The organism is Mycobacteroides franklinii (genome assembly GCF_001853795.1).
GTDB lineage: Bacteria > Actinomycetota > Actinomycetes > Mycobacteriales > Mycobacteriaceae > Mycobacterium > Mycobacterium franklinii.
The window spans coordinates 1,097,813-1,110,266 of sequence record NZ_MLIK01000004.1 but is presented as its reverse complement, the minus strand read 5'-3'; the positions used below and the strand labels follow the sequence as shown (position 1 = coordinate 1,110,266).

Here is a 12,454-nt window from a genome sequence, read left to right as displayed (position 1 = left end):
ACGCAGCATTTGAGCAGCAGTGAAAGGTAGGCATTGTCATGAGCACAAGCCTTGATGTCGCGGTGAATGGAACCAGCTCACCGGATTTCGACAACGTCCGGCGCGCCTTCGCGTTGAACTTTCTGGAGAACGACGAGCTGGGCGCGGCCGTAGCGATCTGGGTCGATGGGGAGCTCGTCGTGAACCTGTGGGCCGGTTGGGCCGATGAGGCACGCACCCGTCCGTGGACAGAAGACACCCTGGCGCCGGTGTATTCGGGGACCAAGGGACTGATGAGCACCTGCGTCCACATGCTCATCGAGCGCGGTGTGCTCGACCTGCACGCACCGGTCGCGCGGTACTGGCCTGAATTCGGCCAGGCCGGTAAGGAATCCATCACACTGGCGATGGTGCTCGGGCACCGCTCGGGCGTGATCGGGCCACGTACCCGGTTGACGCCGGAGCAGGCGGCCAACTGGGACGAGGTGTGCGAGCACATCTCGCGGGCCACCCCGTGGTGGGAGCCCGGAACCGCGCAGGGCTACCACATGGCGACGTTCGGATTCATTCTTGGCGAGGTGGTCCGCCGGACCACGGGTAAGACGCTCGGACAGTTCTTGCGCACCGAGGTGGCCGAACCATACGGACTGGACGTGCACGTCGGGTTGCCGCACAGCGAGCATCACCGGTGCGCCGAGCTGGTCAACAAGCCGTATCTGCGTGACGTATTCCGCGGTGCTCCTGGAGAATTCGACTGCATGAGTGACCACCCACTCGCGGGCCCACTCATCTCGGGCGACTTCATCCCCGACGACGAGATAGCCCGTAGGGACATCGCGCTGTGGCGGGCCCTGGAGTTCCCCGGCACCAACGCGCACGTGTCCGCGCTGGGCATGGCCACCTTCTACAACGCCATGGCGCTCGGCAAGCTGCTCAGCCACGACCACATGGATGTGGTGCGGGTATCGCAGGGCGGGTTCGATCCCGACGTCGTGCTGGGGCCCCGGGTGGCCAACCACGGATGGGGCCTGGGTTACATGCTCAACCAGCGCTGCTACGCAGGACCCAACCAGAAGACGTTCGGGCACGGCGGGTCTGGCGGTTCATACGCATTTGTCGACCTGGAGCATCGCATCGGCTACTCGTATGTGATGAACCAATTCGACGTGACCAAGGCGGATGCCGATCCCCGGAGTGTGCGGCTGATCAACGAGCTCTACACCACGTTGGGGGTGTCGCCGGCGGGAGAGTCGCTGTGACGGCCACGATCCCGCAGACTCGGGCCAGTGCATCCGCCGCACCGTCGCCGATCGCTCATCTGGACTTCGTCGATCAGGCGTCGTTCCTCGGGTTGCGCGCCACCGAGATGTCCACGCTGAGCCAGATGGTATGGGTCTACGAGCGCGATATCGATACCGATCGTTTGCGCAGGTTTCACACCAATCTCGGCCGGGGGCTCTTTGGGCGGCGAATCCAACGTTCCCGCTTGCCTTTTGGTAGGCATCGCTGGGTACTCGATCCGACGTGTCATCCGATCGACGTGGAGCTCGCGCCGCTGCCGCGGGCCGAATTGCAGAACTGGGTGTACGGCCACTCGCAGCTGCCGATCGACCCTGAGCATGGTCCGTCCTGGAGACTTGGCGTCACCCGGTTCACCGATGGTGCCACCGCGGTCAGCCTGGTGGTTTCGCACAGCATCGCCGATGGTGTGGGCCTGTGCCGGGGCATCGCCGACGCCGTCAACGATGCCGAACTGCCGCTGGGCTATTCCAGGCCACAGGCGCGTGAGCGTTTCCGGGGCATGCGGGAGGATTTGCGGCGTACCGGGCACGACCTGCCCGATACCGCGCGGGCCTTTCGCAAGGCGACCAAACTGCTGAGCTCCCGACGCCAGGACATCAAACACGCCGGCCGGCCCGCGACCGAGGTGCACGTCAATCAGGTCCCCGCGGTCACCGTGTACCTCGACGAAAACCATTGGGACACACACGCACATGGCCGCGGTGGTACCAGCAATTCACTGGTCGGCGCGTTCGCGGCTCGGCTGGCCGCCAAGGTTGGCCGACTCGGTCCGAGCGGCAAGGTGACGCTGTCCATGCCGGTCAACGAACGCACGGAGGGTGACAACCGTGCCAATGCCATGACCTCGGTGATGTTCGCGATCGATCCGGCGGACCTGACCACCGACCTGCGTGGAATCCGGAGTGCCACCAAGCAGGTGCTCTCCGGACTACGGGAAGCACCCGACGAGAAGTGGGCGCTGCTACCGCTGACGCCATTCATCCCGAGGGCAGCCGCGCGCCGGCTCGCCGACGTTGCGTTGGAATACAACGACTATCCCGTCGGATGCTCGAATGTCGGACCGCTGGACCCGGCGGTGAACCGTCCCGACGGGACGGATGCCGACTACATCTTTTGTAAATTGGCCGAGCAAAGGGTGCGGCCCGACAAGGTGCTGAGCACCTATGGGCAGCTCTTCCTCGCATCCGGGAGGGTCAACCACAAGGTCTTCCTCGCTGTCGTCGCCTACCAACCCGGCGTGATCGAGTCGCTCGCCGACCTGACCAATCTGCTCACCGAGACGCTCGACGACTTCGGCCTACACGCTGTGATCGAGTAGACGTGGCGGAGAACACAGGTGGTATCTACGGACTGATCTCACGGATCGTCCGGAGAGCCCCTGTCGTCATCATCGGAGTGTGGATCGGCCTGGCCGCGATCCTGGCCATGACGGCGCCCTCGTTGCAGAAGGCGATCGAGGACCACCCTGTCGATCTCCTGCCCAAGGACGCTCCTGTCATGGAGACCACCCGGCAGATGGTCGAATCGTTCCAAGAGTCGGGCGCGCAGAACATTCTGTTGATCGTCCTCACCAACGAGAACGGGCTGACTCCGGCAGACGAACAGACCTACCGGATTCTCGCGGCACGGATGCGCGAGGACACCCGCGACGTGAGCATGGTGCAGGACTTCATCACCAAACCGATGCTGCGCGAGATGATGTCGAGCACCGACGGCAAGGCGTGGTACCTGCCGGTGGGACTGCAGGGCGAACTGGCCACTCCCGAATCCGGTAAGGCCTACGTGGGGGCCCTGAAGATCATCAAGGACGCCACCGCGGGGACCACCCTGAAAGCCTTTACGACGGGGCCGACTGCCACCGTCGGGGACCTGACGGTGGTCGGTGAGCGCGATCTGCACAAGGTCGAAATCACGACGGCTGCTTTGGTTCTACTCATCCTGCTGATCGTCTATCGCAACCCCGTGACGATGATGCTTCCCCTCATCGTGGTGGGAGTTTCGCTGGGTATCGCGCAGGCTGCCGTCGGGGGATTGGCGCAGCTGGGTCTGAGCATCTCGAATCAGACGCTGACATTCATGACCGCGATGATGATGGGCGCGGGGGTGGACTATGCGGTCTTCCTCATCAGCCGATATCACGAATACCTCAAGCAGGGCATGGATTCGGACAGTGCGGTGGCCGCCGCGCTGGAATCCATCGGCAAGGTGGTCGCGGCCTCGGCGGCCACGGTGGCGGTGACATTCCTCGGCATGGGATTCACCAAGCTGGGCATCCTGTCCACCGTCGGTCCGGCGCTGAGCGTGTCCATCCTGATCGCGTTCGTGGCATCGGTGACCTTCCTGCCCGCGGTGCTGGTCCTGGTGGGACGCCGAGGATGGGTGAAGCCGCGAAAGGCCTACGCCAACAAGATCTGGCACCGCTCGGGCATCAACATCGTCAAGCGGCCCGGTGCGCACCTGGCGGTCAGCTTGGTCATCCTGATCATCCTGGCCACCTGCGGTGCCATGGTGAAGTTCGGATACGACGACCGCAAGAACCTGCCACCGTGGGCCGACAGTAACCAGGGCTATGCCGCGATCGAGAAGCATTTTCCGGTCAATTCGACACTGCCGCAGTACCTGTACATCAAGTCCTCGCATGATCTGCGTACGCCACGGGGGTTGGCAGACCTTGAGCAGATGGCGGCGCGGGTGAGCCAGGTACCCGGTGTCGACAAGGTGCGTGGCATCACGCGTCCCACGGGCGAACCGCTCGAGGAGGCCAAGCTGTCGTACCAGGCCGGTGAGGTTGGCGGGAAGCTGGGCGATGCCTCGAATCTGATCGATGCCAGGGCCGCGGACTTGAACAAACTCGCGGCGGGCGGACACACCTTGGCGGACAAGCTCGGTCAGGTCCGTGATTCGGTGAAGAACTCGTTGGGTACCGCGCGTGCACTGGTCGAGGTACTGGCCCAGCTGCGCGGCAGCGGCAGGACCGGCACCCTCGCCGACCTGGACTCCGTGGACAAGCTGATCACCAGCATGCATTCCCTCGGAGATGCGATCGAGGCCAACGCCCAGAGCGCCAGTGAGGTCTACGGCTGGATCGAGCCCGTCGCACGCGTGCTGGTCGGCAACCCGGCCTGCGAGATGGACCCCGGGTGCCGCTCCTCGCGAGATGAGATGAACAAGTTCCTGGAGACCAAACAAGATGGCACCAGGGACAAGATCGTCGAACTCGGTCGTGAGCTGAAGTCGGTCGACAACGACAAACAGATCAGCTCGACCATCTCCCGGCTGCGCACCGCCCTGAATTCCATTGACACGAATCTGCGCCGGTTGGGCCTGTCCGACTCGTACGGCATCCAGCAGAAGTTCGCCGAGGTCCTCACCGGGGTCAATTCGTTGGCCGATGGCAGCGCCCAGTTGGCCGAGGGCGTACAGATGCTGGTGGATCAGACCAAACAGATGGGCGGCCAGCTGGGCGACGCCTCGACGCTGCTGGTGGCCGCCAAGCGTGACGCGGCACCCGGGTCGATGTCGGGCTTTTACATCCCGCAGCAGGTGCTTACCCAGGATTCCTTCAAAACCGCTGCCGCGGCCTTCGTTTCGGCCGACGGGCACGCGGTGCGCTACCTGGTGCAGAGCAACCTGAATCCGTTCAGTCCCGAGGCGATGGATCAAGTGCGTGCCATCCAGGACGCGGCCCGGAGCGCGCAACCCAACACCACGCTCTCGGATGCGTCCATCTCGATGGCCGGGCTGTCGGCGATGTACAACGACATCAGGAACTACTACAACCACGACCTGCGCTTCATCATCGTGCTGACGGTGATCGTGGTGCTGCTCATACTCGTCGCGCTGCTGCGGGCCATCGTGGCGCCGCTGTATCTCATTGGTTCGGTGATCATTTCGTACGCCTCGGCGGTGGGCATCGGGGTGATCGCGTTCCAATTCATCGGTGGTCAGCCGCTGAGCTGGAGTGTGCCCGGAATGGCCTTCATCGTGCTGGTCGCGGTGGGTGCCGACTACAACCTGCTGTTCATCTCGCGCATCCGCGACGAGTCGCCGGATGGCATTCGCTCGGGCGTCATCAAGACGGTCAAGTCCACCGGTGGCGTGATCACCTCTGCCGGAGTCATTTTCGCCGCGTCGATGTTCGGCCTGTTGATCGGCAATCTGCAGTCGATGGTCGAGGCGGGCTTCATCATCGGCATGGGTCTGTTGTTGGACACCTTCCTGGTGCGCACCATCACGATTCCCGCCCTGGTGGTGCTGTGCGGCCAGGCCAACTGGTGGCCCGCGCAGATCGTGGAACCCTGGTTCCGCCAACGATTCTCGCGTTCGAAGACCGATGTCAACCAGGAGCCGGCGCCCGGCGAGTCGGATGAAGCTAGCTGCGACGAGCCGTCTGCCGAGGAGGAGCCGACGGACGCTTCCCGCGAAGTCGAGCTCGTAGGCCGTCGATGATGACCTGCAAGCCGTCCTCGAAGTCGGCATCGAAGTCCGGATCGTAGAGTTCGGCGAACGCCTCGGTGATCGTCGGGTATTTGTGCAGATCGATCTTGGCGAGCAGATTCTCCTCGGTGTACGGGTTGGGCCCGGGATACTCCGAGCCGTCGCGGGCCTGCTGCTCGATGGTGAAAGCGATTGTGTAGTGATAAATCACGGGCGATAGCCGGGCGGCCTCACGTACGGTGAACCCGGCCGCGGTCATGGTGTCCAGGAGAGGTTCGAGCACCTCCCCGCCGTTGGTCACGAACGTGCCCGCCAGGATCCGGGCACCCTGGTGATATCGCAGCATCGCCTGCCGCATGGCGCGGGCTCCGTTGGCCAGGAAGACATCCCACGGTGCGGAGGTCTGGTCGAAGGCTTCGTGGGCATCGCGCATGATCTCCTCGCCCATGAGGTCGATGAGCTCGCGCCGGTTCTTCACGTGCCAGTAGAGGGCCGGGGCCTGCACGCCGAGCGAGGCGGCGAGCGCGCGCATGGTGAGACCGTCACTGCCCTTCTGGTCCAACAGGGCCAGGCCGGCGCGTGCGATCGTCTCTCGATTCAAAATCACGTTGACACCTTAACAAGGTTAAAGCCATTATGTAATCAATATCGATAACGATGTTAAGGAGTGTCATGACTGAGCATGCAGTTGTTATCGCGGGTGGCGGCCCGACCGGGCTCATGTTGGCCGGTGAGCTGGCGCTGGCGGGTATCGACGTCGCGGTCCTGGAGCGGCGCGGCAGTCACGAGGAAGTGGGATCGCGTGCGGCGGGGATGCACTCGCGCACCATCGAAGTCTTCGATCAGCGCGGGATCGCCGAGAGGTTCCTTGCGCAGGGGCAGACCATGCAGGGCACTCACTTCTCAGGCATTTTCATGAGCATCGAGGACTTCCCGACGCGTCACCCGTATGCGCTGGGCCTGCTCCAGCACTACACCGAGAAGACGTTGGCCGCCTGGATCGACGAGCTCGGGGTCCCCATCTATTACAACGAAGAGGTCGTTGGATTCAGTCAGGATGACGGCGGCGTGGATATCGAGCGTGCCGGCGGTCGCGTCATGCGCGGCCAGTATCTCGTCGGATGCGACGGCGGGCGCAGCACCATCCGTAAGACGGCGGGGATCGGCTTTCCCGGTCACGACCCGTCCTGCTCGGCGCTGTTGATCGACGCCGAAATCACCGAGCAGCCACTCGAGTTCGGCCTGCTACGCAAACCCGGACAGGCGTTCCTCGCGATTTTGCCCTTCGAGGAGGGATGGTGCCGCCTGGTCTTCAGCACCGACCTGGATCGGCTCGGTACCGAACCCACCCTGGACGAGGCGAAGGAAGCACTCATCGCCATCGCGGGAACAGACTTCGGGCTGCACAGTCCACGCTGGATGTCGCGCTTCTCCGATATGACGCGCCAGGCCGACAGGTACCGCGATCGGCGGGTGTTCCTCGCCGGGGATTCCGCGCATATCCACTTCCCGTTCGGTGGCCAGGGACTGAACACCGGCGTCCAGGACGCGGTGAATCTGGGGTGGAAGCTTGCCTCGGTCATCAAGGGGGAGGCCCCGGACTCGCTGTTGGATACCTATCAGGTGGAGCGTCATCCGGTGGCGGCGCGGGTACTGCACAACACCATGGCCCAAACACCGTTGTCCGACGCTGGTCCGCGGATAGACGCGCTGCGTGACATCATGGCCGATCTGCTGGCCATGGACGAGCCGCGCAAGCGCATCGCCGGCATGATGAGCGCCCTGGACATCCATTACGAACTGGGTGAGGGACATCCCTTGCTGGGACGCCGGATGCCCGACCTCGATGTGGTGACCGCCGACGGGCCGGTGCGGATCTACGAACACCTCCATGCCGCGCGCCCCGTGCTGTTCGACTTCGGGGATTCACAGAGTCTGAACGTCGACGGATGGACGGATCGGGTACACCTTGTCGACGCCAAATATTCAGGCACGTGGGAACTTCCGGTATTGGGCGAAGTGACAGCACCAGATGCGGTGCTGGTACGGCCCGATGGATATGTGGCCTGGGTGGGCGAGGGCTCCGATGCGGGGCTGCGGGACGCACTGACCCGATGGGTGGGATCACCCGCTCCGGCGTAATGTGGCCCAGGTGGCCGAGACACTGGAGTTCGGAGTCTTTATCCCGCAAGGCTGGCGCCTGGATTTGGTCGGCATCGCACCCGAGCGTCAATGGGAGGTGATGCGCGATCTCGTGCACTACGCGGAGAGTGGTCCCTGGGACTCGGTGTGGGTCTACGACCACTTTCACACCGTGCCCGTGCCCACTGATGAAGCGACCCATGAGGCGTGGACACTGATGTCGGCCTTCGCCGCCGTGACCTCACGGATCAAACTGGGGCAGATGTGTACGGCGATGAGATATCGAAACCCGGTGTACCTGGCCAAGATTGCCGCCACCGTGGATATCATTTCCGGCGGACGTACCCAGATGGGTATCGGCGGCGGCTGGTATGAGCATGAGTGGCGCGCATACGGCTACGGGTTCCCGGGTGCCGCGGAACGTCTGGGCAGGCTACGTGAGGGTGTGCGCATCATGCGTGACGCCTGGCGGGACGGACGGGTGAGCCTGGACGGCACCTACTATCAGGTGGACGATGCCATCGTGGCGCCTAAGCCCTTGCAGTCCAAGGGAATTCCACTGTGGATCGCCGGTGGCGGCGAGAAGGTGACCTTGCGGATCGCCGCGCGTTACGCGCAGTACACCAACTTCGGGCAGACTGCCGAGGAATTCGAGCACAAGTCGAAAGTGCTTGCGGCCCACTGCAAGGACATCGGCACAGATTTCGATGCGATTGTCCGCAGCGCCAACATCAATGTTGTGATCGGGGCCGACGATGCCGAGGTTGCCGATCGGCTGGCGGCCATCAAGGCGCGGCTGATCCCGGTCATCGGCGAGGACGTCGCCGAGGCCACGGTGGGGAATCTGGCGACGAGCGCCGGAACCCCGGAGCAGATTGCCGAGCGCCTGGCCGAGTTCCGCAAGCTGGGGCTGGGCTATGCGATCTGCAACTTCCCGGAGGCGGCCTACGACCGTTCCGGTATCGACTTGTTCACGCGCGAGGTCATTGGGGTCTAACCCCATTGTTTACGACCTAACCGATACCGTAAGTTACGGGAATGCCTTCGCTTGACGCAGTCGATGAAGCCTTCCTGTCCAGCGCTCCCGTACGGGCGAGTCACACCATCTCCGTGCCGGTGTCCGCCGACACGGTATGGCGTGAACTGACCAACGACACCACGTTGCGGTGGCTGGCGCCGGGCATCAGGGTGGTGTGGGGTAGCCCCCGCACCGGAGTCGGCGCGGTCCGCAAGATCGGGCCCGCGGTCGGCCCCAAGGTGAATGAGCACTACTTCCTCTGGGAAGAAGGCAGGCGAAAGGCTTTCTACGTCACCAGCATGCCGGTGCCGGTGCCGGGCCTGCGAGCCTTCGCCGAGGATTACGTGGTGACCCCGACCGATCGTGGCGCCGACTTCACCTGGGCGTGGGCGATCGACGGTACGGGCCCCATCAGCAAGGCCACCCCGGCGGTCAGTGCGATCGTCGGTTTCTCGATGAAGCGCACCCAGGCCTACTTCGACAAGATCGCCGCGGCGGGCGCGTAGCCTGAGCGCCCGTACAGTGGGGCTGTGCGCGGTACGGCCCTTCTGCTGTCGTTGATTGTGCTGGCGGCTGGTTGTGCTCCGGCCCGCCAGGCGATAGACGCCGCCTCGACCAATCCGTGTGATGTGGGCCAGTACTGGACGCGTTACTACAACAACACCGATCATTCCGGCACCGCGGTGCTGGCCCGGTGCGAGTACTCGGTCGGAGGAAACTTCGCGGGGTCTCCCGCGCCGGGCGTGAAGACCGACGGATTCTCGATCGACTCCGTCGGCTCATTGCGGTTCCCGGTGACGGGCCAGTACAACATCGCCTCGATGAGCGGTGGTGTCGTGACGCGGGTATGGCTCGATGACGAGCAGATCTTCGATCACGCGGATACCCGCGACTGGGGCACCGACCTCGCCACCCGCACGGTCGAGGCCGGCGTACACACAGTGCGAGTCAGCTACTCCAGTACGAGCGGCCCTGCGGTAGAAGAGTTCTCGGTGTCCCAGGCCGCGCCCGGCCCGCCGTCGACCAACGGCAACTTTTTCGCGGCCAACTCATTCCTGAACCAGCCCATCGAGCCCAACCCGGCGGTTGACCCGCGCTCGCCGAATTGGATTGCGGCGCTGCAACATCACCCTGATGTCAAGGGAATCGACGTCAACGAGGACATCTGGACCTCGGCCGTGTATCACGCTCCTGCGGGCACTCCCACCCGAACCGTCGCCATTCGTAACAGCGGAAAGTCGATCGACGTCCCATACCTGCCGCACTACCTGCCCACCCAGGACTCCGACGCTCATATCGCGATCATTGACGACACCAACGGATGCGAATACGAGTTCCAGTCCTTCAAACCCGAATCCATGTCGGCGATCGCCCAGGCCACCTATCGGGTGGACACCGGATCGGGAGGGCACGTCAGCGGGCCCGCACATTCGGGTGGCGAGCTGTCCTATCTGGCCGGGCTGATCACACCGGAGGATGTGCAGGCGGGTGTGATCAACCATGCGCTACGTTTCGCCATCCCGATCAATTCGCCCACCTATGTGTACCCAGGAACCCGCTCGGACGGCACGGTCCCCGGCGGGGTGCCGGAGGGCATCCGGATCCAGCTCGACCCCTCGCTCGATCTGCGCACGCTCAAACTGAGCCCGTTTCAGCAGATGGTCGCGGCGGCGTTACAGAAGTACGGGGCGTTTGACGCCGACGTCGCCAAGACCTTCACGCTGACGGCGCGCAGCGTGATCGACGGCACCCGGTACTCGACGCACATCGACGATCTGCCGCGGGAACTGATCGGGCACCTGCGGTTCCTGACGCCGACGATCAGTTCTACCGATGTGCAGCTGGACACCGCCGCGGAAGGCGTCTGCAGGCAGCAGCACCGCTAGGGCGCTAACCGATCGTCGGTCCCAGCAGATCGTCCGCGTCGGTGATCCGGTAGCCATAGCCCTGTTCGGCCAGGAACCGCTGCCGGTGTGCGGCGTACTCGGCGTCGAGGGTGTCACGGGAAACCACCGAATAGAAGTAGGCCTGCCCGCCGTCGGCCTTGGGGCGTAGCAGCCGCCCAAGGCGTTGCGCTTCCTCTTGGCGTGAGCCAAACGTGCCCGAAACCTGCACGGCCACTGATGCTTCCGGCAGATCAATGGAGAAGTTGGCTACCTTGGACACCACCAGCGTGCCGATCTCGCCCTTGCGAAACGCGTCGAAAAGAGCCTCGCGTTCGGCATTCTTGGTGGAGCCCTGGATCACCGGGGCATCCAGCTGGGCCCCCAATTCATCCAGCTGATCCAGGTACGCGCCGATCACCAACGTCGGCGCCCCGGGATGACGGGCCAAGATCGACTTCACCACGTTGATCTTCGTGTGGGCCGTGGAGCAGAGCTTGTAGCGCTCGTCGGCCTCCGCGGTCGCGTAGATCATCCGTTCGTTGTCGGTGAGGGTGACACGCACCTCGATGCATTCGGCGGGCGCGATCCAGCCTTGTGCCTCAATGTCTTTCCACGGTGCGTCATAGCGCTTGGGGCCGATGAGGCTGAACACGTCGCCCTCACGGCCGTCCTCACGGATGAGGGTGGCGGTAAGGCCGAGGCGGCGCCGTGACTGCAGGTCTGCGGTCATCCGGAATACCGGGGCGGGCAGCAGGTGCACCTCGTCGTAGACGATCAGGCCCCAGTCCCGGCTGTCGAACAGCTCGAGATGGCGGTACTCGCCCTTGGTGCGCCGGGTAATCACCTGATAGGTGGCGATGGTGACCGGACGAATCTCCTTGCGCTCGCCCGAATATTCGCCGATCTCCTCCTCCGTCAACGAGGTTCGCGCGATGAGCTCACGTTTCCACTGTCGTCCCGCGACGGTGTTGGTGACCAGGATGAGGGTGGTCGCCTGCGCCTTGGCCATCGCGGCGGCGCCCACCAGCGTTTTACCGGCGCCGCAGGGCAGCACCACCACACCGGAGCCGCCCGCCCAGAAGGAGTCGGCCGCCATCTGCTGATAGTCGCGCAGCTCCCAGCCGTCCTGCGCCAGGGTGATCGGGTGGGCCTCGCCGTCCACGTAACCCGCGAGATCCTCGGCGGGCCAGCCGATCTTGAGCAACATCTGCTTGATGCGGCCGCGCTCGCTGGGGTGCACCTGGATAGTGTCGTCGTCGATGCGGGTGCCGAACATGGGGGCGATCTTCTTGTGCCGCAACACCTCTTCGAGCACGGCGCGGTCCAGGCTCACCAGAGTGAGGCCGTGCGCCGGGTGCTTGATCAGCTGCAGGCGCCCGTAGCGGGCCATGGTGTCCACGATGTCCACCAGCAGCGGTTGCGGCACCGCGTAGCGGGAGAAGGTGACGAGTGCGTCGACAACTTGTTCGGCATCGTGTCCGGCGGCACGGGCGTTCCACAGCGCTAGCGGGGTGACGCGGTAGGTGTGCACATGCTCGGGTGCGCGTTCTAGCTCGGCGAACGGAGCGATAGCCTGGCGCGCCGCGTCTGCCTGGTCGTGGTCGACCTCCAGCAGCACGGTCTTATCGGACTGGACGATCAGCGGTCCATCGGTCATTCGATCCAGGATAGTGACCCCCGGCGACATGGG

The 12,454-nt window shown here is 64.1% G+C and carries 9 protein-coding genes; 7 read left to right on the top strand and 2 right to left on the bottom strand.

Annotation, left to right across the window (positions count from 1 at the left end):
- Positions 1–38 precede the first annotated feature (38 nt).
- Genes BKG76_RS05880 through BKG76_RS05870 form a run of 3 tightly spaced genes read left to right on the top strand, consistent with a single transcriptional unit; the run spans position 39 to position 5,730 of the window.
- Positions 39–1,238, top strand: a complete 1,200-nt coding sequence (locus BKG76_RS05880) for a serine hydrolase domain-containing protein (RefSeq protein WP_070936620.1) — start codon at positions 39–41, stop codon at positions 1,236–1,238.
- Positions 1,235–2,599 carry a hypothetical protein gene (locus BKG76_RS05875; RefSeq protein WP_070936619.1) on the top strand — a complete coding sequence of 455 codons (1,365 nt, stop codon included), beginning with the start codon at positions 1,235–1,237 and terminating at the stop codon, positions 2,597–2,599. Before BKG76_RS05880 ends, BKG76_RS05875 begins: the two co-directional genes overlap by 4 nt.
- Before the next feature lie 2 nt (positions 2,600–2,601).
- The gene (locus BKG76_RS05870) at positions 2,602–5,730 is read left to right on the top strand and encodes an MMPL/RND family transporter (RefSeq protein WP_070936618.1); all 3,129 of its coding nucleotides are present in this window, start codon (positions 2,602–2,604) and stop codon (positions 5,728–5,730) included.
- Here BKG76_RS05870 and BKG76_RS05865 read toward each other — a convergent pair.
- Positions 5,654–6,325 carry a TetR/AcrR family transcriptional regulator C-terminal domain-containing protein gene (locus BKG76_RS05865; RefSeq protein ID WP_070936617.1) on the bottom strand — a complete coding sequence of 224 codons (672 nt, stop codon included), beginning with the start codon at positions 6,323–6,325 and terminating at the stop codon, positions 5,654–5,656. The two genes, BKG76_RS05870 and BKG76_RS05865, sit on opposite strands and share 77 nt — an antisense overlap.
- Before the next feature lie 65 nt (positions 6,326–6,390).
- Here BKG76_RS05865 and BKG76_RS05860 point away from each other — a divergent pair, with 65 nt between their 5' ends.
- From BKG76_RS05860 to BKG76_RS05845, 4 genes are read left to right on the top strand one after another with little or no spacing between them, the layout of a single operon-like run.
- Positions 6,391–7,860 carry an FAD-dependent monooxygenase gene (locus BKG76_RS05860; protein ID WP_070936616.1) on the top strand — a complete coding sequence of 490 codons (1,470 nt, stop codon included), beginning with the start codon at positions 6,391–6,393 and terminating at the stop codon, positions 7,858–7,860.
- Between the two features lies 1 nt (position 7,861).
- Positions 7,862–8,857, top strand: coding sequence for an LLM class F420-dependent oxidoreductase (locus tag BKG76_RS05855; protein ID WP_070936615.1), 996 nt, complete (start codon positions 7,862–7,864; stop codon positions 8,855–8,857).
- Between the two features lie 41 nt (positions 8,858–8,898).
- Complete coding sequence (locus BKG76_RS05850; protein ID WP_070936614.1) at positions 8,899–9,384, top strand: SRPBCC family protein; 486 nt, start codon at positions 8,899–8,901, stop codon at positions 9,382–9,384.
- 24 nt (positions 9,385–9,408) lie between these two features.
- Positions 9,409–10,764 carry a PA14 domain-containing protein gene (locus tag BKG76_RS05845; protein WP_070936613.1) on the top strand — a complete coding sequence of 452 codons (1,356 nt, stop codon included), beginning with the start codon at positions 9,409–9,411 and terminating at the stop codon, positions 10,762–10,764.
- Between the two features lie 4 nt (positions 10,765–10,768).
- Here BKG76_RS05845 and BKG76_RS05840 read toward each other — a convergent pair whose 3' ends face one another.
- On the bottom strand, positions 10,769–12,421 hold the full coding sequence (locus tag BKG76_RS05840; RefSeq protein ID WP_070936612.1) for a DNA repair helicase XPB: 1,653 nt from the start codon (positions 12,419–12,421) through the stop codon (positions 10,769–10,771).
- Between the last annotated feature and the right edge of the window lie 33 nt (positions 12,422–12,454).

What these genes read in the sequence shown, in the direction of transcription:
- BKG76_RS05850 (WP_070936614.1), top strand. Translation starts at nt 8,899, where the DNA reads ATGCCTTCGCTTGACGCAGTCGATGAAGCCTTCCTGTCCAGCGCTCCC.
- BKG76_RS05860 (WP_070936616.1), top strand. Translation starts at nt 6,391, where the DNA reads ATGACTGAGCATGCAGTTGTTATCGCGGGTGGCGGCCCGACCGGGCTC.
- BKG76_RS05880 (WP_070936620.1), top strand. Translation starts at nt 39, where the DNA reads ATGAGCACAAGCCTTGATGTCGCGGTGAATGGAACCAGCTCACCGGAT.
- BKG76_RS05840 (WP_070936612.1), bottom strand. Translation starts at nt 12,421, where the DNA reads ATGACCGATGGACCGCTGATCGTCCAGTCCGATAAGACCGTGCTGCTG.